This window comes from Xylanibacter brevis ATCC 19188 (genome assembly GCF_000621725.1).
Lineage (GTDB): Bacteria > Bacteroidota > Bacteroidia > Bacteroidales > Bacteroidaceae > Prevotella > Prevotella brevis.
Window position 1 is genome coordinate 41,802 of sequence record NZ_KK211334.1, and the last position, 21,895, is coordinate 63,696.

The 21,895-nt window shown below is 50.4% G+C and carries 13 protein-coding genes; 9 read left to right on the plus strand and 4 right to left on the minus strand.

Annotated features, from left to right (window positions below; translation table 11 throughout):
* Window positions 1–45 precede the first annotated feature (45 nt).
* The gene (polA, locus tag T433_RS0113880) at window positions 46–2,814 is read left to right on the plus strand and encodes a DNA polymerase I (protein WP_027456200.1); all 2,769 of its coding nucleotides are present in this window, start codon (window positions 46–48) and stop codon (window positions 2,812–2,814) included.
* A gap of 72 nt (window positions 2,815–2,886) precedes the next feature.
* Here the strand turns inward: polA and T433_RS0113885 are convergent, their stop codons facing one another.
* Window positions 2,887–3,591, minus strand: a complete 705-nt coding sequence (locus T433_RS0113885) for a hypothetical protein (protein ID WP_044110115.1) — start codon at window positions 3,589–3,591, stop codon at window positions 2,887–2,889.
* 438 nt (window positions 3,592–4,029) lie between these two features.
* Here T433_RS0113885 and ychF point away from each other — a divergent pair, with 438 nt between their 5' ends.
* The gene (gene ychF, locus T433_RS0113890; protein ID WP_027456201.1) at window positions 4,030–5,130 is read left to right on the plus strand and encodes a redox-regulated ATPase YchF; all 1,101 of its coding nucleotides are present in this window, start codon (window positions 4,030–4,032) and stop codon (window positions 5,128–5,130) included.
* A complete protein-coding gene (gene lgt, locus T433_RS0113895) occupies window positions 5,127–5,957 on the plus strand; it encodes a prolipoprotein diacylglyceryl transferase (protein WP_027456202.1) in 831 nt (276 codons plus the stop codon). The genes ychF and lgt overlap by 4 nt, the downstream gene beginning before the upstream one ends.
* A 194-nt stretch (window positions 5,958–6,151) precedes the next feature.
* Here lgt and mutS read toward each other — a convergent pair whose 3' ends face one another.
* Window positions 6,152–8,773 carry a DNA mismatch repair protein MutS gene (gene mutS, locus T433_RS0113900; protein WP_027456203.1) on the minus strand — a complete coding sequence of 874 codons (2,622 nt, stop codon included), beginning with the start codon at window positions 8,771–8,773 and terminating at the stop codon, window positions 6,152–6,154.
* Window positions 8,774–8,946: 173 nt separating this feature from the next.
* Window positions 8,947–10,272: a hypothetical protein gene (locus tag T433_RS0113905; protein WP_155808528.1), complete on the minus strand. Its 1,326-nt coding sequence runs from the start codon at window positions 10,270–10,272 to the stop codon at window positions 8,947–8,949.
* A gap of 194 nt (window positions 10,273–10,466) precedes the next feature.
* Between T433_RS0113905 and leuS the strand changes: the two genes are divergently transcribed.
* From leuS to T433_RS0113940, 6 genes are read left to right on the plus strand one after another with little or no spacing between them, the layout of a single operon-like run.
* Window positions 10,467–13,295 carry a leucine--tRNA ligase gene (gene leuS / locus T433_RS0113910; protein ID WP_027456205.1) on the plus strand — a complete coding sequence of 943 codons (2,829 nt, stop codon included), beginning with the start codon at window positions 10,467–10,469 and terminating at the stop codon, window positions 13,293–13,295.
* A complete protein-coding gene (locus T433_RS0113915; protein ID WP_027456206.1) occupies window positions 13,296–14,270 on the plus strand; it encodes a YitT family protein in 975 nt (324 codons plus the stop codon).
* The gene (locus T433_RS0113920; RefSeq protein ID WP_027456207.1) at window positions 14,267–14,893 is read left to right on the plus strand and encodes a non-canonical purine NTP diphosphatase; all 627 of its coding nucleotides are present in this window, start codon (window positions 14,267–14,269) and stop codon (window positions 14,891–14,893) included. Before T433_RS0113915 ends, T433_RS0113920 begins: the two co-directional genes overlap by 4 nt.
* Before the next feature lies 1 nt (window position 14,894).
* Window positions 14,895–16,829, plus strand: coding sequence for a type IX secretion system anionic LPS delivery protein PorZ (porZ, locus tag T433_RS0113925; RefSeq protein WP_027456208.1), 1,935 nt, complete (start codon window positions 14,895–14,897; stop codon window positions 16,827–16,829).
* A 56-nt stretch (window positions 16,830–16,885) separates the two neighbouring features.
* The gene (locus T433_RS16075) at window positions 16,886–19,582 is read left to right on the plus strand and encodes a CotH kinase family protein (RefSeq protein ID WP_155808529.1); all 2,697 of its coding nucleotides are present in this window, start codon (window positions 16,886–16,888) and stop codon (window positions 19,580–19,582) included.
* 30 nt (window positions 19,583–19,612) lie between these two features.
* On the plus strand, window positions 19,613–20,641 hold the full coding sequence (locus T433_RS0113940) for an acyltransferase family protein (protein WP_027456209.1): 1,029 nt from the start codon (window positions 19,613–19,615) through the stop codon (window positions 20,639–20,641).
* Between the two features lie 28 nt (window positions 20,642–20,669).
* Here the strand turns inward: T433_RS0113940 and nadA are convergent, their stop codons facing one another.
* The gene (gene nadA / locus T433_RS0113945; RefSeq protein WP_027456210.1) at window positions 20,670–21,659 is read right to left on the minus strand and encodes a quinolinate synthase NadA; all 990 of its coding nucleotides are present in this window, start codon (window positions 21,657–21,659) and stop codon (window positions 20,670–20,672) included.
* Window positions 21,660–21,895: the final 236 nt, after the last annotated feature.

A 21,895-nucleotide genomic window follows, 5' to 3' on the forward strand; every position in this document is an offset into this window, starting at 1 on the left:
AATACCAATTTTTTTAGTAATTTTACCGAAAAATCTGAAATATACATGGAGAAACTGTTTCTTTTAGATGCCTATGCCCTGATTTACAGGTCGTACTACGCATTCATCAAAAACCCACGCATCAACTCCAAAGGTCTGAACACATCGGCTATCATCGGCTTTGTGAACACCCTCCAGGAAGTCATAGAGAAAGAGCAACCCAAATACCTGGGTGTGGCCTTCGACCCCCATGGACTGACCTTCCGCAGCGAGGCGTTCCCCGCCTATAAAGCACAACGCGAAGCCACCCCCGAGGATATCCGCAAGGCGGTGCCCATCATCAAAGACCTGCTGGCAGCCTACCGCATATCGGTGCTGCAGGTGGATGGTTTCGAGGCCGACGACGTGATAGGCACTCTGGCCAAAAAGGCCGATTCTATCGAAAACATCGAGACCTACATGCTGACCCCCGATAAGGACTACGGCCAATTGGTGAGCGAGCGCACCAAAATCTTCCGCCCGCGCCATGGTGGCGGCTACGAGGTGATGGGTCCACACGAGGTGTGCGAGAAATATGCCATCGAAAACACCACGCAGGTCATAGACTTGTTGGCACTGATGGGCGACTCGGCCGACAACTTCCCCGGTTGTCCGGGCGTGGGCGAAAAGACGGCTGCCAAGATCATTGCCGACTTCGGCAGCGTGGAACAGCTACTGGCCCGCACCGACGAACTGAAGGGTGCACTGAAGAAGAAGGTGGAGGAACACGTGGACGACATCAAGATGAGCTATTTCCTGGCCACCATCCGCACCGACGTGCCCATCGAACTGAAACTCGACGAACTGCAACTGCAGCAACCCGACGAGGAAAAACTCAGCGAACTGTTCACCGAACTGGAGTTTAAGGCACTGACACAACGAGTTCTTAAAAAAGTTGAAAAGAAGCCAAAATCTAATAATTCGCAGCTTTCTCTCTTTGAAGAATTTGCCACCGACGATGCGGAAACGCCAAAATTTTCGAGTTTTGAGACCATTAAAACGGTGGCTCATAATTACAAACTCGTTGAAAATGAGGTAGATTTAAAAAATCTATATGATTTATTTAGGACAAAACAAATTCTTTGTCTAGACACGGAGACCACTTCCACCACCGCCATCGACGCCGAATTGGTGGGTTTGAGCTTCGCCGTGACCGAACATGAGGCGTTTTATGTGCCCATTCCTGCCAAACGTGAAGAAGCGTTGCGAATTGTTAATATCTTTAAACCTCTCTACGAAGACCCTTCGATTTTGAAAATCGGTCAAAATTTGAAGTACGACCTCGAGGTGCTGAGAAATTATGATGTGCATCTGGACGGCCCGATGTGGGACACAATGATAGCCCACTACCTCATCCAACCAGAGTTGCACCACAACATGGACTACATGGCCGAGACACTGCTGAACTACCAGACGGTGCACATCGACGAACTGATAGGACCCAAGGGAAAGAACCAGCGGTCTATGCGCGACCTCACACCACAGCAGGTCTATGAGTATGCCTGCGAGGATGCCGACATCACGCTGCAACTGAAAAACAAGTTGGAGGGTCTGCTGAAAGAGCACCACTGCGAGGAACTGTTCTACGAGATAGAGATGCCACTGATGCCCGTGCTGGCCGAGATGGAAATGAACGGCGTGTGCCTGGACACCGAGTCGCTGCAGGAAACGGCGAAGGCACTGAACGAACGCATGGCAACCATCGAGGCGCGCATCTACGAACTGGCTGGTCAGCAGTTTAATATTGCCTCGCCAAAACAGGTAGGCGAGATATTGTTCGACAAGCTAAAGATTGTAGAGAAAGCCAAGAAGACCAAGACTGGACAGTACGTGACCAGCGAAGAGGTGCTGCAACAGCTGAAAAACAAGCACGAGATTGTGGCAGACATCCTGGAACACAGAGGGTTGAAGAAACTCATCGGCACCTATATAGAGGCACTGCCCAAGCTGATAAACCCACGCACAGGCCACATCCACACTTCGTTCAACCAGACGGTGACGGCCACCGGACGACTCTCTTCGTCAGACCCCAACCTGCAGAATATTCCCATTCGCGGCGAGGACGGCAAGGAAATACGCAAGGCCTTTATCCCCGAACCGGGCTGCCTGTTCTTCTCGGCCGACTATAGTCAGATAGAACTGCGCGTGATGGCGCATCTGTCGAAAGACGAACACATGATCGAGGTGTTTAAAAACGGAAAAGACCTGCATGCTGCCACCGCAGCCAACATCTATAAAAAGCCTATCGAGGAGGTGAGCCGCGACGAGCGAACCAAGTCGAAGCGTGCCAACTTCGGCATCATCTACGGCATCACCGTGTTCGGACTGGCTGAACGACTCGACATTCCTCGCGAGGAAGCTAAGATGCTGATAGACGGCTATTTCGACACCTTCCCACAGGTGCAGCAGTACATGGAACAGTCGAAAGAGGTGGCACGCCAGCAGGGCTACGTCACCACCCTATTCGGACGTCGCCGCTATCTGCCAGACATCAACTCGCAGAACGCCACCGTACGAGGCTTTGCCGAGCGCAACGCCATCAACGCACCCATCCAGGGCACCGCTGCCGACATCATTAAGGTGGCGATGATACGCATCTTCCAGCGCTTCAAGGCCGAAGGCATCAAGAGCAAGATGATACTACAGGTGCACGACGAACTGAACTTCAGCGTCTTCCCCGAGGAGAAAGAGCAGGTGGAGAGCATCGTGCTGGAGGAGATGCAGCACGCCATGAGCCTGGACGTGCCACTGGTGGCCGACTCGGGCTTTGGCAAGAACTGGCTGGAGGCGCACTAAGAGCAACAAAAAAAGTGGGCGCGATCATCAACTGAGGGCGCCCACTAATGAAAAAATAGTAATAATAAAGTATTAAACAGCTGGGATGTTAGCAAGACCTCCCAGAGAACCATGTTGCATAATGGGCAACATGACGTTATTTATCTCGTCGATCAGCTCATTGAGTTGATGACACATGCTCGAACGTATATGCTCGTTGCGACCGTAGGTAATCATCTGGCGTTCGGCCTTCACCAAACTGCCATGATACCACTCCTCTACAATGCGCCACTCGCCATTATACTCGTCGAAGACGTGACTGATCCACTGATCGTGCGGACGACCATCTTCATCGAGATAACCATTAAACCTGTACCCATGCAGAAAACCGCTGATCTCGCCTACCAGGCGACGGCGGTTGACCGTGAATGTGAGACAGGTTCGCGTAGGCACACTCGAAATGTTGGTAGAGTCGAAAGTCTCAAACTGCAGTTTGCCGTCAATCAATCCATTGACAAAATCTGCGTTCAACTTCATACGCTTCTGATCGCTCTTGTAAAAGTAGCACCAACCACCATTCTTCAAGCCATCGATGAAGTTGCCGCGAGCCATGCTCTGAACCTCCTTGCCATAGCGGTTGAGTGAGCTTAAACGCAAATGAAAAGGACCATCAAACACACGGAGGTTGTTGTCGTCCACATAGTAAGAGTAAGACGACTTTCCTCCATGGTAAGGTCCCTCGTATAAACGGTGCTTCTTGATGCCACCATTAAATACTCGTTTAAGCCTCAGTTTCATTTTTGTAAACTGATTCATTTTCCTGTGTTAATTATAGTGTTAAATAGGTTTGGTTGAATCCCCTAACAATCTTTTCGACTGCAAAGTTAGTAAAAAACGGAAATAATCATGCCAGAAATATACAACGATTACTTTCCTTTAATGCTTATTGTGTCACTTTAACACTTGTTCGTATCTTTAGCTTCAATAAAAGTACTACCGCTCGACAAAAAAAGAATAAATTCTTTGCTTTTGTTCTCGCTTATTCGGCCACCTTTGGCTGCGCCAAAGGTACTCTCGTTCGGAAAATTGCAAATAAATTTGCATTTTCGCTCACTTAATCGTACCTTTGACTTTCGTCTTAGGTACTGGCGCTCGACAAAAAAAAGAATGAATTCTTTGTTTTTGTTCTCGCTTATTCGTACCTTTGCACTCAGAAATAAACGTTTATAGAAAAAAATGGCATTAAAATGTGGTATTGTGGGACTGCCTAACGTGGGCAAGTCCACACTTTTCAACTGTCTGTCGAGCGCTAAGGCGCAGGCAGCAAACTTCCCTTTCTGTACAATTGAACCCAACGTGGGCGTAATCACCGTTCCCGACGAGCGACTCACCAAACTGGCTGAGTTGGTTCACCCCGGACGCATCGTGCCTGCCACCTGCGAGATCGTTGACATCGCCGGTTTGGTGAAGGGTGCCTCTAAGGGTGAAGGTCTGGGAAATAAGTTCCTGGGCAACATCCGCGAGACCGATGCCATCATCCACGTGCTGCGCTGCTTCGAAGACGAGAACATCACCCACGTAGATGGTAGCATAGATCCCATACGCGATAAGGAAATCATTGACACCGAGCTGCAACTGAAAGACCTGGAGACCATCGACTCGCGTCTGGCCAAGACCGAGAAGGCCGCTGCCGCTGGCAACAAGGATGCCAAGGTAGAGGTGACGGTGCTGAAGGCCTATAAAGAGGTGCTAGAGCAGGGAAAGAACGGCCGTATCGTGGAGTTCGACAGCAAGGAGGAGCAAGAGTGCGCCCGCAACCTGTTCCTGCTCACGTCTAAGCCCGTGCTCTACGTGTGCAACGTGGGCGAGGCTGAAGCTAAGAGTGGTAACGACTTCACCAAGAAGGTAGAGGCACTGGCCAAGGAGGAAGGTGCCGAGGCAATGGTGATTGCTGCCAAGACCGAAGAAGATATTGCCGAACTGGAGAGCTACGAGGACAAGCAGATGTTCCTAGAGGAGCTGGGCCTGGAGGAGAGCGGCGTGAACCGACTCATCAAGAAGGCCTATGCCCTGCTGAACCTGGAGACCTTTATCACCGCTGGCGAGATGGAGGTGAAGGCCTGGACCTATAAGAAGGGCTGGAAGGCACCTCAGTGTGCCGGTGTGATCCATACCGACTTCGAGAAGGGCTTTATCCGTGCTGAGGTGATCAAGTACGAGGACTACCTGAAATATGGCTCAGAGGCTGCCGTACGCGAGGCTGGCAAGATGGGCGTAGAAGGTAAGGAATACGTGGTACAGGACGGCGATATTATGCACTTCCGTTTTAATGTATGATTAACCTACTTAATTATATTATCTGGCATCCGGGTCTCGAGGCCTTCCACCTCGGACCTCTGGCAGTGCGCTGGTACTCATTGTGCTGGCTGATAGGTCTGCTGTTGGCCTACTTCGCCGTGAGAACGCTCTACAGACAACAGAAGATAGCCGAGGAGAAGTTCGAGCCGCTGTTCGTCTATTGCTTCCTGGGCATCCTGATTGGTGCCCGCCTGGGCCATTGCATCTTCTATCAGCCCGACTACTACCTGACGTCGGTGAAGGGCTTTGTAGAGATGCTGCTGCCCATCCACTTCATGTACGACGGCAGTTGGAAGCTGACGGGCTACGAAGGACTGGCTTCGCATGGCGGCACGCTGGGACTGATGATTGCGCTGTGGCTGTATGTGAAGCACCACAAAGTGCCCCTGTGGCAGGTGCTCGACAACATTGCCATTGCTACGGGCATCACCGCCTGCTTCATCCGTCTGGGCAATCTGATGAACAGCGAGATTATTGGTAAGGTGACCGATGTGCCCTGGGCTTTTGTGTTCGAGCGTGTAGATGCCCTACCCCGCCATCCCGGACAGCTCTATGAGGCCATTGCCTATGCCCTACTCTTCTTGTTGATGATTATCCTCTATAAGAAGATGCCACAGAAGGTAGGCACCAGCTTCTATTTCGGTCTCTGTCTGACCTATATCTTCACCTTCCGCTTCTTCATTGAATACACCAAAGAGGTGCAGGAGGCCTTCGAGAATTCCCTCCCCATCGATATGGGACAGATTCTCTCTATCCCCTTCATCATCATTGGCACGTATTGCATGGTGAAAAGCTTTACTAAGTGAGAGGTATTTTTAACTGAGAGTTGAGAACTGAGAACTGAGAGGTATTACTAAGTGAGAAGTGAAAAGTGAGAGGTGAGAAGTATTATTTGTACTACTCACCTCTCATTATAATCAGAACCAGCAGGTCTAATCATACCTCTCAGTTCTCAACTCTCAGTTCTCAGTTAAAAGCAGTTCTCAGTTAAAAGCAGTTCTCATTTTCCCGAGACTATTTTCTTGATTTCATTGAGTTTGTTGAGCGCCTCAAGAGGCGTCAGGTTGTTGACATCGAGGCCAAGGATCTCGTCGCGCACCTGACAGAGCACGGGGTCGTCGAGCTGGAAGAAAGATAGCTGCATGCCTTCACGACTATGGGCAATCTCGGCCGTTGGCTTAGCTGCTGCGCCCACCTGCGCATTCTCGCTCTCCAGCTGTTTCAGAATGACGTTGGCACGCTTCACAATGCTGCGCGGCATACCAGCAATCTCGGCCACGTGGATACCGAAAGAGTGCTCGCTGCCGCCACGCTCCAGCTTACGCAGGAAGATGACCTTGCCATCGACCTCCTTCACACTGACATTATAGTTCTTGATGCGCGAAAAGGTCTTCTCCATCTCGTTCAGCTCGTGATAGTGAGTGGCAAAGAGCGTGCGTGCCTGTGCCTTGGGATGCTCGTGCAGATATTCCACGATGGCCCAAGCAATGGAGATGCCATCGTAGGTAGAGGTGCCACGGCCCAACTCATCAAACAGCACCAGCGAACGCGGCGTAGCATTGTTCAGGATGTTAGAGGCCTCTGTCATCTCGACCATAAACGTAGATTCACCCAGCGAGATATTGTCGCTGGCACCCACACGGGTGAAGATTTTATCCACTAGACCGATTTTCGCGGCCTCTGCGGGCACAAAACATCCCACTTGGGCCAACAATACTATCAATGCCGTTTGACGCAACAGCGCCGATTTACCGGCCATATTCGGGCCCGTGATGATAACTATCTGCTGTCGCTCCTGATCCAGGAGGATATCGTTGGGCACATATTGCTCCTCTACGGGCAACTGTGTTTCGATGACTGGATGGCGCCCCTGACGGATGTCTATCACATCGCCATCGTCCACCACCGGACGGATGTAGCGATGCTCCTGTGCTGTTTTGGCAAAACTGAGCAGACAGTCAATGCGTGCCAAGATGGTGGCATTGGTCTGCACCTTTTGTATAAACGCCTGTACGGCGATAACAAGCTCGTTGAAGATGCGAGCCTCGAGCGAGAGAATCTTTTCTTCGGCCCCCAGAATTTTCTCTTCGTATTCCTTCAGTTCCTGGGTGATATAGCGCTCGGCCTGAGCCAGCGTCTGCTTGCGCACCCACTCTTGCGGCACGCGATCTTTATATGTGTTTCTGACCTCGAGATAATAGCCGAACACGTTGTTATAGCCAATCTTCAGCGACTGGATGCCTGTTTGTTCAGCCTCGCGGTTCTGTATCTGCAGCAAGTAGTCCTTGCCACTATAGGCGATGTGGCGCAGCTCGTCGAGTTCCTGGTTGACGCCATTGCGCACCACCCCACCCTTCTGCACCAGCTGTGGCGGGTCGCTGACAATCTCGCGCTCTATGCGGTCGCGAATATCGCGGCACTCGTTCATGCGTTCGCCCAACTGACGAATCACTTGGTTGTCGGCCTGCAGACAAGCCTGCTTGATAGGCTCCACAGCCTGTAGCGCACGCTTCAGCTGTACCATCTCACGAGGAGTCACTCGTCCTACGGCCACCTTCGAAATGATACGCTCCAGGTCGCCCACCTGTTGCAACTGTTCGTCGATCAGTTCGCGGAAGTACGGCTCGCGGAAGAAATAGTCCACGATGTCCAGTCGGCCCTCGATGGCTGCCTTCTCCTTGAGGGGGAACACCAGCCAGCGGCGCAACATACGTCCACCCATGGGCGACACGGTGCGGTCTATCACGTCGAGCAGCGAGCGTCCACCCTCCTGCATGGTCTGTATCAGTTCCAGCGAACGGATGGTGAACTTATCCAGTCGGACGTATTTATCCTCTTCGATGCGCGATATCTGCGTGATATGACCAATCTGCGTGTGCTGTGTCTGTTCCAGATATTGCAGAATGGCGCCAGCAGCCACCACGCCACTGTGCAGATGATCCACGCCAAATCCCTTGAGCGACTTCACCTTGAAGTGCTTCAGGAGCTTCTGCATGGCAAACTGTTCGGTGAACACCCACTCGTCCATCTCGAACGTCACGTAGCGCACACCAAAAAAGCGCTCAAAGTCCTGACGGTGGTCGCGGTCGTAGAGCACCTCCTTAGGCTGTATGCTGGCCATCAGCTTCTCCACATAGTCGTAGGTGCCCTCTCCCGTCAGGTATTCGCCCGTAGAGATATCGAGGAAAGCCACGCCACAGGCCGACTTGCCGAAATGTACAGCACACAGGAAGTTGTTCTCCTTGTAGTTCAGCACATTGTCGCTCATAGCCACACCAGGAGTCACCAGCTCGGTGATGCCACGCTTTACCAGTTTCTTAGTGAGCTTAGGATCTTCCAACTGGTCGCAGATAGCCACGCGCTTGCCGGCACGAATCAGCTTAGGAAGATACGTATCGAGTGCATGATGAGGAAATCCAGCCATCTCGTCGCCCTTTCCACTATTGCCATTATTGCGTCGGGTCAGTGTGATGCCCAATATCTGTGAGGCCTCCACAGCATCGTCGCAATAGGTCTCGTAGAAGTCGCCACACCTAAAGAGCAGCAGCGCCTCGGGGTGCTGTGCTTTCAGGTCGAAGAACTGTTTCATCATCGGGGTCAGTTCCCCGTCTTTCTTTGCCATTCTTTTACTTTTATTATCGCAAAGCTATGCTTTTAGAATAGTAAAGTGCCACTATTCCACCTGTAAAGCTATGCTTTTCTCGTTGCAAAGTTACGTTTTTTTTCTGTAATAACAAAAAAAGCGAGGCAAAACCAATAGGTTCTTGCCTCGCCGATATAGGTATTATCAACGAATTACTTCACGAAGCACTTCTTGCCGTTGATGATGTACAGACCCTTCTGTACGCTCTTCACGCGCTGACCAGCGAGGTTGTAGATTACCTTCTTAGCACCTTCGTTCTTCATGTTGTTGATGCCAGAGGTAGCACCATTGATGCTAACGATGTAGCTGTCTTTCAACTCAGGAGTAGTAACATTATCCTTTACATACTTCTGGAGTGAACCCTGAATAACTACCTCATCACCATCCTTGAGGGCTGTAATGTCGTCTTCACCGAAGTTCTTATTGTTAAAGAACTTACAACGGTAAACTGTCAGAGTGTTAGAACCATTCTTCTCAGCAGCAATAGTGAAAGTGGTATTTCCAAAGAGAGAATTATCTTCAGTTTTACGATCGAAGGTAGGATCACCACCCACGACGAAGCCCTTCACCTGATAAGCTGCAGTCGTTGCATTATCATCAAGAGCATTGATGAGCTCCAATGCCTGTGCAACACCAATGAGCTCTACTTTTTGCTCTGTATCACCATTGACAGATACAACATATCCACTTGTAATCTCAGGGATAATCTCAACAGGAGTAACGTCGGTCTTCTCATACTTCAGCAGATTACCGAACAACACAACAGTATCACCCTTCTTAAACAGACCTGTAGCAGCGTCCTTATTGCCAAGACCTTTCAAGTTGTAAGCCTTCAGAACGGCTGTACCTTCAGCTGTATCAGCAATGGTAAAGGTTGCACTGCTATAGTTGATCTCAACTTCAGAAGTAGCAATACCCTTCACATAGTAAGTGAAATCAGTTGACTTACCAGTTTCAAGACCATTGATAATCTCCAAAGCACGAGCTACGGTAATAGCTGTCTCTGCTGTCTGACCCTCTGTGGGAACTTCAGGAATTATAGCATCGTCGTTGACAGCAATTGACTTAATACGCCAGTGACCAGCACCTTCAGGACGTGTGAACACAACCTCTGAAGCCTCACCAGTCCAGTAACCGCCAGCTACATTATAAGTACCTACGTTTACAACATCTTCACTTTCAGGCTTGTTGGTACCATCATAAACAATGACAATCTTCTTGATAGTGCCTTCCTTAGCGGCAATCTTCATAGTTCCATTAGCATACAAGCGAATACCAGTACCAGTATTATAGTATTTACCGTTATTACCACCACCAGCAAAGGTCACGGTAAAGTCGCCACCATCGAATGGATCAAGATAGGCTACAGCATTCTCCAGTTTAGGAGTAATATCGGCAAACACGATTTTGCCAGCATTTGCATTCATGCCAACCATAGCCAACATGGCTACCAAAAACAAGCGTAATGTTTTAATCATAATCTTTCGTATCGTTTAAAGTTAATATAAAATGAATCTGTATGCAAAAGTAACTTTTTTATTTTAAACAGCAACGTTTTTAAGCATTAATTTTATTAAATAATGTGATTTGAAGGTATTTTTTTGGAGAAAAGAATAATTCTCAGTAACTTTGCACTCTTGAAAACATAAGAAAATAAAAGCAAAACAAAGATATGGAATACAATTTCAGAGACATTGAGAAAAAATGGCAGAAACGCTGGGTGGACAATGGCACCTACCGCGTAGTGGAAGATGAGAAAAAGAAGAAATTCTACGTTCTGAACATGTTCCCCTACCCTAGCGGCGCCGGACTTCACGTGGGTCACCCCCTCGGCTACATTGCTAGCGACATCTATGCACGCTACAAGCGCCTGAAGGGTTTCAACGTGCTGAACCCCATGGGATACGATGCCTACGGTCTGCCCGCAGAGCAGTATGCCATCCAGACGGGCCAACACCCTGCCATCACCACCGAACAGAACATCAACCGCTATCGCGAGCAGTTGGATAAGATTGGCTTCTCGTTTGACTGGAGTCGCGAGGTACGCACCTGTGACCCAGGCTATTACCACTGGACACAGTGGGCCTTCCAGCGTATGTTCCGTTCTTACTACAGCATTTCTTCGCAGAAAGCACAGCCCATCATCAAGCTCATCGAGCACTTCGAGCTGATGGGTTCTAAGGACTGCGGTGCTCAGGGCAGCGAGGAGCTGCACTTCACGGCTGCCGAATGGGCCGCATTCTCTGAGAAGAAGAAGCAGGAAGTGCTGATGAACTATCGTATTGCCTATCTGGCCGAGACCATGGTGAACTGGTGCCCCGCACTGGGTACCGTGCTGGCCAACGACGAAGTCATCAACGGTGTCTCTGAACGTGGTGGCTATCCCGTAGAACAAAAGAAGATGCGCCAGTGGTGTCTGCGCGTATCGGCCTATGCACAGCGCCTGCTCGACGGACTGGACACCATCGACTGGACCGACTCGCTGAAAGAGGCTCAGCGCAACTGGATTGGCCGTAGCGAGGGTACCGAGGTTGAATTCAACGTGGCCGACAGCGACAAGCACTTCACCATCTTCACCACCCGTGCCGACACCATGTTTGGTGTGACCTTCATGGTACTGGCTCCTGAGAGCGACCTGGTAAAAGAACTGACCACCGCCGACCAGCAGGCTGCCGTCGATGAGTATCTGGCCTATGTGAAGAAGCGCACCGAGCGCGAGCGCCAGATGGACCACAGCGTAACTGGTGTGTTCTCTGGCTCATACGCCATCAACCCATTTACCGGCGACAAGATTCCTGTATGGATCTCTGAATACGTATTGGCTGGCTACGGCACTGGCGCCATCATGGCTGTGCCTGCTCACGACTCGCGCGACTATGCCTTCGCTAAGCACTTCAACCTGCCCATCATCCCCGTCATCGAGGGTGCCGACGTCAGCGAGGAGAGCTTCGATGCCAAGGATGGTATCATGTGCAACTCTGCCAGCGATAAGTTCTCGCTCAACGGTCTGACCGTGAAAGAGGCCATCGCTGCCACCAAGAAATACGTCACCGAGCAAGGCTTGGGCCGCGTGAAGGTGAACTACCGTCTGCGCGATGCTATCTTCTCACGTCAGCGCTACTGGGGCGAGCCATTCCCCGTTTACTACAAGGACGACATGCCCTATATGATTCCAAAGGAGTGTCTGCCCCTGGAACTGCCTGAGATCGATGAGTATAAGCCCACCGAGACCGGCGAACCCCCATTGGGTCGCGCCAAGAAATGGGCTTGGGATACCAAGACCAATAGCGTGGTCAACGTGGCCGACATCGACAACGAGACCGTGTTCCCCTTGGAGCTGAACACCATGCCTGGCTTTGCAGGTTCATCAGCCTACTATCTGCGCTATATGGACCCCCACAACGACCAGGCGCTGACCGACAAGGAAAAGAACGAATACTGGCGCAATGTGGACCTCTATGTGGGCGGTAGCGAGCACGCCACTGGACACCTGATCTACTCACGCTTCTGGGATAAGTTCCTCTATGACTCAGGCTACACCTGCGAGGACGAGCCCTTCAAGAAGCTGGTGAACCAGGGTATGATTCAGGGCCGCTCTAACTTCGTATATCGCATCGAGGACGAGGGCGCCGACAAGGGTAAGTTCGTGAGCCTGAACCTGCGCAAGAACTACAAGGAGACCACACCCATCCACGTGGATGTGAACATCGTTTCGGCCGACGTGCTCGACATCGAGGCCTTCAAGGCTTGGCGTCCTGAGTACAACAATGCCGAGTTTATCCTCGAGGATGGCAAATATATCTGCGGCTGGGCTGTGGAGAAGATGTCTAAGTCTATGTACAACGTGGTGAACCCCGACATGATTGTAGAGAAGTATGGTGCCGACACCCTGCGCCTTTACGAGATGTTCCTCGGTCCTGTAGAGCAGTCAAAGCCTTGGGATACCAACGGTATCGACGGTTGTCACCGCTTCCTGAAGAAGTTCTGGAACCTCTGCAGCTCTGCATGCTGCGATGGCACCGCAACAGACGCAACACCCGAGAACCTGAAGAGCGTGCACAAGCTCATCAAGAAGGTGTCGCAGGACATCGAGCAGTTCTCTTACAACACGTCGATCTCGGCCTTCATGATTTGTACCAACGAGCTGTCGCAGCAGAAGTGCAAGAACAAGGAGCTGATAAAGACACTCGTCATCCTCATTGCACCTTTCGCACCCCACATGGCCGAGGAGCTGTGGGAGATGCTGGGCGAGCAGGGTAGTGTGTGCGATGCACAGTGGCCCGAGTACAACGAGCAGTACCTGGTGGAGAGCAGCGTGAAGATGGGTGTAGCCTTCAATGGTAAGACCCGCTTCGAGATTGAGCTGGCTGCCGATGCCGACAATGCTGCCATCGAAGCACTGGTACGCGGCGACGAGCGCACGGCCAAGTACGTGGAAGACAAGCAGATAGTAAAGGTTATCATCGTCCCTAAGCGTATGGTGAACATCGTTATCAAATAAATGACTATCAATCACAAAATCATCATGAAAGAGGTCCAGGATTATGTTGTCATAACCCTTGGCCTCTTTTTGTATGCCTTCGGTTTCACCTTTTTCCTCATGCCCTATGAGATCGTGACTGGAGGCGTGTCGGGTATTGCTGCTATTGTGGAGTATGCCAGCGGCTTCCCCAACCAGTACACCTATTTCCTCATCAACCTGGCGCTGCTGGTCATCGCACTGAAGATCCTGGGACTGAAGTTCCTGATGAAGACCATCTATGCCATCATCGTTCTCACCTTCCTGTTGGGACTGATGAAAGAGCTGGTACCACGCGATGAGACAGGCGAGATGGTGAAGATATTGGGCGAGGGGCAGAACTTCATGTCGCTCATCATCGGCTGTATGATGACAGGTTCAGCGCTGGGCATCGTCTTTCTGAACAACGGCTCTACGGGTGGTTCCGACATCATCGCGGCCTCTGTGAACAAGTACTACAACATGTCGCTGGGCACGGTGCTGTTCATCCTCGACTTCATGATTGTAGGCTCCTGTCTGTTCATCCCGCAGTTTGGCGACATGCTCGACCGCACCCACATGGTGGTGTTCGGCTTCTGCACCATGCTGATAGAGAACTTCATGCTCGACTATATCTACAACCGTCGCCGCTCGTCGGTGCAGTTCCTCATCTTCTCAGAGAAGTGGCAGGAGATAGCCAACGCCATCGGCACCCGCATGGACCACGGTGTCACCATCCTCGACGGTCACGGCTGGTATTCGGGTAAGGAGCGCAAGGTGCTTTGTATTCTGGCCAAGAAGAACGAGAGCACCGACATGTTCCGACTCATCAAGATGATCGACCCCCATGCCTTCGTGTCGCAGAGTGCCGTCATCGGCGTCTTTGGCGAAGGTTTCGATGCCATCAAGGTGAAGACACCCAATAATACCAACATTGACCCTACGGCGCCCAAGACGCCCAAACTGAAGACCACATGAAGATAGTTTTTGCTACCAACAATGAGCATAAGCTCAGCGAGATACGCCAGATACTGGGCGATAGGGTAGAGGTGCTCTCCCTGAAAGACATAGGCTGCGACGTGGATATCCCAGAGACGGGCACCACGCTCGAGGCTAACGCCCTGCAAAAGGCACGCTACGTCTATGACCACTATCACCTCAGCTGTTTTGCCGACGACACTGGTCTTGAGGTAGAAGCTCTCGGCGGTGCACCAGGCGTCTATAGCGCCCGCTACGCCGCCACCAAGAATCCTACGGCAGAAAGCCACGACAGCGAGGCCAACATGACCCAGCTGCTCCAGGATTTAGCAGAAAATAACAATCGCAAGGCACGATTCCGCACCGTCATTGCGTTAATACTAAAAAAGGATGTCTGTCCCTGTGGTTGCACCAGCATCAAACAGGAGTACCAGTTCGAGGGCATCGTCGATGGCGAGATTACCCGCGAGCGGAGTGGGGCAGAGGGCTTTGGCTACGACCCCATCTTCCGTCCCGAAGGCTACGACAAGACCTTTGCCGAACTGGGCATGGAGGTAAAGAACACCATCAGCCATCGTGCCCGTGCCACCCAGAAGTTGGCCGACTTCCTACAAAAGGTATAAGATGAGAAGAATCGTTGTTCTATTACTACTCACCGTGTGTGCACTCGTGTCACTGCAGGCACAGGTAGGTTCGTGGCAGGCATACATGTCGTACCACGAGCCCCAGCAAATTGCGAAAGGTGGCAACAACCTCTATGTGCTGGCGTCCAACAGCTTGTATCAGTACAACCTCAACGACCAGAGCATCACCACCTACGACAAGATCACAGGTCTCAGCGATACCTATATCACACATATTGCCTGGAACAACGACGCCCGTAAGCTCATCATCATCTATCAGAACTCCAACATAGACCTGCTAGATGCCAATGGTAACATCACCAATATAGCAGCACTCTACAAGAAGTCTATGACCGACGATAAGACCATCGACAGCCTGACCATCGATGGCATCTACGCCTACCTGTATGCCCGCTTTGCCATTATCAAAGTCAACATGCAGCGTGGGGAAATCAGCGATACCTATCGTCCCAACCATCCGCAGTATCCCACCTCGCTGCCCATTCTTAAGACCGACGACTACGACACCTACCTGCCCGTGGTCAAGACCCTCCAACCAGGTGGTCCAAAGTACAACTACTTCTATAACATGCAGTTCGTTGGCAATCGGCTCTATACCGTGGGTGGCTATTACCTGGCAGGCTCCATGGACCTGCAGCGCCCAGGAACTGTTCAGCAGTTTGATGGTGATGAATGGAAGATTTACGAAGATGAACTTCAAAACAAGACGGGCTTTTCATATCTGAACAACAACTGCGTTGCAGTAGATCCTACCGACCACAACCATGTCTTTGCTGGCGGACGCTGCGGCCTTTACGAGTTCCAAGAAGGACAACTCGTGAACTATTACACCCAGGACAACAGTCCACTGCACAACGCCTTCAGTAATGGAAAGACACTGGGCAACAACTACAACATAGTGGACGGACTGCAGTTCGACGACCGAGGCAATCTCTGGGTGCTAAATAGTCATGCAAAAGGTGTCAACCTGCTGCTCCTAAAAGCCGACGGACAGTGGGAAGACCATTATCAGTCGTCGCTTAATAACTATAAAGGCGTGGGATATAACTCGTTACGCCATGCCATGATAGACAGTCGAGGCTATCTGTGGTTTGCCAACGTCAACTGGGTAGACCCAGTCGTCTTCTGCTACGACATCTGGATGGATGTGCTGAAACCCTATTATTCATACACCGTCAACAACGAAAACTATTTCACCAATCAGGATGGCGTCAGCTATAACGTGAGCCATATCAACGCCATCTGCGAGGACCACGATCACAACATCTGGTTGGGCACATCCAGAGGCCTCTTCATGATCGACGCCAACGAAGTAGGACAGTCGTCGGTCACCTTCCAGCAATTCAAAGTGCCACGCAACGACGGCAGCAACTTTGCCGACTACCTGATGAATGGTGTCAGCATCAGCTGTATGGTTATTGATGGCGGCAACCGCAAATGGATTGGTACCGATGGCAATGGTGTCTATCTGATCAGTGCCGACAATATGGAGCAGATACATCACTTCACCACCGAGAATAGTCCTTTGCTCAGCAATAATATCGAGTCGATAGCCATCGACCCCAACAGCGGCAAGGTGTTTTTTGGCACCGACAACGGCCTCTGTTCTTATATGAGCGATGCCACCCAACCAGCCGAAGAGATGGAGAAAGACAATGTCTATGCCTATCCCAACCCCGTAGAACCCGGCTATACCGGTCTTATAACGGTTGTAGGCCTGTCTTTCGATGCCGACGTAAAGATACTCAGCCCCAGCGGTAAACTCGTCTCACAAGGCCGTTCTAACGGTGGCACCTACACCTGGGACGGCTGCGACCTTCATGGCAACCGTGTGGCCAGCGGCGTCTATATGATTGCTACTGCCACCAGCGATGGCAAGGCCGGCGTAGTGGCTAAAGTGGCGGTGGTGAGGTAGTTCATAATTCATAATTCATAAAGCATAATTCACAATTGAGGGGTGAGAGAACATTATTGAATTTTTCTGTAGCCTACTTCGTTTGGCTGCTGATGGTATGGCTGGTGTTCGGCTATACCCCGACCAATGATGGGGAAGGGTATCTGGAACTGGCACGGGTATGTTTGGCTGAAGGACAGCCTTATCCAACTATCTCACTGATGCACTATGATGAACTGCCATTCATTTGGAACATCGGAATCATCAACCTTACCGCCCTTTCACTCCTGCTCAGCAATTCAATCATTCCATTGCTGCTACTGATGTGCTTGATGAAAGCGGGAACAGCCTGGCTTGTTGGACAAGTGAGCTGCCACCTGTTCAATCACAAGACAGCCGTTATCGCCATCCTGCTATACATTCTCTATCCCAACAACTGGGGACAAAGCACGATGATCAGCAGTGAGATACCATCCGACTTTTTCTCCCTGCTGGCTGTTTTCCTGTTCATCAAAGCAGTTTTCTCTAATATTTCTTCTTGGAAAGAAAACAAGAAACTCCTCATCCTCTCAGGTCTTGTCCTGGCATTTGGCAATTGGTTCCGCCCCACAGCAACTATCATGGTACTGGCGCTGGCCATCTATGCCATTGCGAGACTGAAGAAAGAATCCTGGCGCCCCTTCCTGCTGATGGTTGGCGGTTATATCAGTTTCATCATTGTGGTGGGCAGCAGCACCTATATGCGCACCGGACATTTCGTCTATCAGGCCCGTTCATTGTGGTTTTCCATGGTCGATGAGTGCTATGACGGTGCCGAGGTAGCTCCCCATTGGGGACAGCCTATCTGGCCGGAAGGCTATCCACGCTATATCGAAAACCACCAGCAACTGGACTGCTTTGAGTGCGAACGCATCTGGCAAGAGCGCAGCATGGACTGGCTAAAGAACCACAAGGTGGAATACTTGAAGAAGATTCCCGGTCGCATCTACTATATGTACCAGAGCGACTACGACAATCTGCCTGCTTTCCTCGGTCATAAAGAACATGCCGAAGACAACTATATCACACTGCCGTTCCGCCATTTGCTCAGTGAAGCCTCTACACTCAGCTTTGCCCAATGGATGGCGTTGTTCACGATGATTTTTTATGGACTGCTGTTGCTGATGGCTGCAATGGGCATCATCCGCCTGACTCTTCAAGGCGAATTTCAGAAACTGGCACTACCTCTGTTCATCATCGTTGGCGGCACCCTGATTCTCACCCTTGTGATGCATGGCGAAACACGCTTCAAATCACCTTTCATGCATTGGATATTCATCATGGCCGCAACATTCTTAGCCATGAAAAACTGGAAGAACAAGGCATTCACCCAACTATTTGGAAAGAAAACAAACCTCTCCGTCCTGCTTCTGCTTCTTTCTTCCAGTGTTCAAGCCGAAGATATACACAGTAAAATCAGTGCTTTAGGTCTTCCCGTTCTCTCCATCACCACCGTCAACGGCGAGGAACCCACCTGCGACTATGCCTTCGCTCCGGAAGGAGCTTTTGGTATTACAACAACCAATAATACCAAAGTGCCGGGCCGCTGTGTGCTCACCCTGTTGGGCGACACCCTCTTCGACAGTGGCGAATACCTGAAAGACCAGAGCGGCATGACCTTGAAAATACGTGGCAACACCAGTTCCTACTATTCTGAGAAAAAACCTTTCAAACTGAAACTGGAAAAGAAAAACGACCTACTGGCTCGGGGCGACTCCTGCTATTACGACAAAAACTGGGTGCTACTCACCGAAGGCGATGTGCTCTACACCCTTCTTGGCCGTAAGGTCAACGAACTGATAGGTATGCCGTGGACCCCCGCTGCCGAGTATGTAAACCTCATTATCAACAACGACTATCGCGGTATCTATCTGCTTATTGAACAGGTGAAGCGTAATGCCGACTGCCGTATCAATATAGACAAGAAAAGCGGTTATCTCATCGAGCGCGATGCCTACTGGTGGAACGAAGACCTGTATTTTAAAACTGAAAAACAAGGCAAGCAGTTTACCTTTAAATATCCGGAACCCGAAGACATTACGCCCGAACAGCTGGCCTATATCACCGACTATCTGAACAACTTCGAAACCGCCATCGACGAAGGGCGCTATGATGAATACATCGACCTCCGCTCATGGGCTGCCTGGCTGCTTGGCCACGATATCTTGGGCACCTACGACAGTGGTGGTGCCAACCTCTACCTTACCAAACACGACGATACACCACAGAGCCGTCTGCAGATGACCACCCTGTGGGATTTCGGATCTATTATGCGGAATGTGGAAAAGTGGCCGCGCATACACGACGACGCGTTCTTTTACTATACCTGTCTCTTCAATAGTGAGAACAAATCCTTCAATGACACTTATATAGCACTCTATGATGAATTGGCACCCACTATTTTCAGCCGTCTGAGCGCTTTTCTCAACGAGTTTGAACAATCTACCACCGCTGCGGCCATTCAACGCTCACGGCCCTACGAATACGCCCGTTGGGGCGATTACGACAACACCTCAGTGGCCCAGAACATTGAAGAGATGCAGCAATGGCTCGTTCAGCGCCAGCAATGGCTCAGTGAATCGATAAAAAACATACCCACCTCAGCTTCCGGAATAAGCAACTTATCGCAACCACCTGCTATCTATCAACAGCCCATCAACCTACTGGGACAACCCATAGACCCACGTTACTATCGCGGCATTATCATTCAGAATGGGAAAAAGGTGATGCGATGACCATAGCTGACATCTTAATAAATAACCGTTATGACCGAAAACGTAACCCATCGCGACTCGAACATGGAGCTCTATCGCATCCTGGCAATGGTCTTCGTAATGCTGTTCCACGCCAGTGGCGAGATAGACCTACTAAATAAAAACGTTGACGCATCGCCTATCGAATCGATAGGCATCACTTGGTTTACAGCGGCAACGTTCACCTGTGTCAACATGTTTGTACTGCTGTCAGGCTGGTATGGCATCAAGGCACGGTTCGAAAAGTTATTGTCGTTTCTGTTTCAGGTGCTGTTTTTCTCCTTTCTGGTTTATTTCACCACCTGTGCCCTGTTCGATGAAGTAGTGTTCAAGTGGTCTTACATAGCCCGTATTGTCACCACCGACATGTACTGGTTCGTTCCTGTCTATCTCCTGCTCTACATTGTCTCTCCGGCACTCAACACGTTCATCACACAGAGCACCCGACGGCAGTATCAGCTCGTACTGGGCGGCATGCTGCTCATGCAGTGCATCTTCGGCTGGCTTAACACGCAGGATGAGGGCTATAAGGATGGACGTTCGCCCATCTCTTTCATCATTCTCTATCTGTTGGGAGGCTATCTGAGGCGATTCCCCGATAACCTGTTGAACCGCCTGTCGCGAACAAAACTGCTGCTGTGCTACATCCTTTTGGTCAGTGTCAATATGGTCATAGCCAAGATGGCGAATATATTTAACAGTGAGTATCTTATTGAAGTGACTTGGCGCTATGCCTCACCCTTAGTTATCGTCGCAGCCGCCTGCATGCTACTCGTGTTCACAAAGACCAAGATGGGCTATAACAGGACCATCAACTGGATAGCTGCATCATGTTTCGCCGTATTCCTCGTTCATTGTTTCCCAACACTCTACGAAACCATCTTCAGTCCCACTATCGTCATGATTTGGGAAGAACTGCCCGTATGGACTGCCGTTCCAGCCATTCTACTATTCCTCACGGTGATATTTTTTGCCAGCATCGTAATAGACCAAGGAAGAATATGGCTATATGACAAGTTTTTTAAGAAACTATACAATTAAGAAAAGATAGAAAAGAATGCCGGAGTTATTAACTCAACTCCAGCATTCTTTCTATGGGCTTCACAGCATCTTTGGCTATCTCTGGGTCAATCTCTATCTGAGGCCATTCGTACTTCAGCGTGTTGTAGATCTTCAGCAGGGTGTTCATCTTCATATACTGACACTCGTTGCACGAGCACTCCAGGCCGCTCTCGGTAATCTCTGGTGGCACAGGTATAAACTCCTTATCCGGACACATACGTTGCAGCTCGTGCAGAATACCGGCCTCTGTGGCCACAATAAACTGCTTAGCCTCACTACTGCCCGCATACTTCAACATATCGGCTGTAGAACCCTTCACGTCGGCCATAGCCAGCACCGGACCCTTACACTCCAGGTGAGCCATCACAATGGCATCGGGATATAGCGCCTTCAACTTCACGATGGCTGCTGGCGAGAAACGCTCGTGCACATGGCAACCGCCATTCCACAGCAACATCTTTCTGCCCGTCACCTCGTTGATATAGTTGCCCAGATTATAGTCAGGACCGAAGATAATCTTCGCATCCTTAGGCAACTGATCCACCACCTTCTTCGCATTACCACTGGTCACCACCACATCGGTCAGAGCCTTCACGGCAGCCGTGGTGTTCACATAGCTCACCACCTGATAGCCCGGATGCTCCTCTTTATATTTCTTCAGGTCCTCAGCCTTACAACTGTCGGCCAGCGAACAACCAGCATTCAGGTCCGGACACAGCACAGTCTTTTCGGGCGACAACAGCTTGCAGGTCTCTGCCATGAAGTGCACGCCACACATCACCATCATCTTGGCGTCGGTCTCGGCAGCCTTGCGTGCCAATGCCAGCGAGTCACCTACGAAGTCGGCCACATCCTGTATGTCGCCCACGGTGTAATAGTGTGCCAATATCACGGCGTTCTTCTCTTTGCAAAGACGACGAATCTCTTTCTTCAAGTCTGTTCCCTCAGCCACAGCTTCATCAATGAAGCCTTGCTCTGTCCACTCCTTTTTCAACATCTTATATTTATATTCTTCTTTTTATTTTTTCTTTTAAAATAGAAATGAGTAGTATAATATCCCGTTGATAAGTTGGTAAATAATAGCCACTTTACTTGCTCATTTCGTTTTCCCCACGGAATACATGGTTATTCACACCCACTGTTTGTTGTTTCTATTTGAGAATGAACACTATAGATGTTTTATCCACAATTCCGTAATTCGGTGCAAAATTAATAAGTTTATATCTTTTTCAC

Excerpts from the sequence above, each read along its gene's own strand:
- mutS (WP_027456203.1), bottom strand. The coding sequence starts at position 8,773 with ATGGCAAAGAAAGACGGGGAACTGACCCCGATGATGAAACAGTTCTTC.
- T433_RS0113885 (WP_044110115.1), bottom strand. The coding sequence starts at position 3,591 with ATGAAACTGAGGCTTAAACGAGTATTTAATGGTGGCATCAAGAAGCAC.
- lgt (WP_027456202.1), top strand. The coding sequence starts at position 5,127 with ATGATTAACCTACTTAATTATATTATCTGGCATCCGGGTCTCGAGGCC.
- nadA (WP_027456210.1), bottom strand. The coding sequence starts at position 21,659 with ATGTTGAAAAAGGAGTGGACAGAGCAAGGCTTCATTGATGAAGCTGTG.
- T433_RS0113940 (WP_027456209.1), top strand. The coding sequence starts at position 19,613 with ATGACCGAAAACGTAACCCATCGCGACTCGAACATGGAGCTCTATCGC.
- T433_RS0113905 (WP_155808528.1), bottom strand. The coding sequence starts at position 10,272 with ATGATTAAAACATTACGCTTGTTTTTGGTAGCCATGTTGGCTATGGTT.
- T433_RS0113915 (WP_027456206.1), top strand. The coding sequence starts at position 13,296 with ATGACTATCAATCACAAAATCATCATGAAAGAGGTCCAGGATTATGTT.
- ychF (WP_027456201.1), top strand. The coding sequence starts at position 4,030 with ATGGCATTAAAATGTGGTATTGTGGGACTGCCTAACGTGGGCAAGTCC.
- porZ (WP_027456208.1), top strand. The coding sequence starts at position 14,895 with ATGAGAAGAATCGTTGTTCTATTACTACTCACCGTGTGTGCACTCGTG.
- leuS (WP_027456205.1), top strand. The coding sequence starts at position 10,467 with ATGGAATACAATTTCAGAGACATTGAGAAAAAATGGCAGAAACGCTGG.
- polA (WP_027456200.1), top strand. The coding sequence starts at position 46 with ATGGAGAAACTGTTTCTTTTAGATGCCTATGCCCTGATTTACAGGTCG.
- T433_RS0113920 (WP_027456207.1), top strand. The coding sequence starts at position 14,267 with ATGAAGATAGTTTTTGCTACCAACAATGAGCATAAGCTCAGCGAGATA.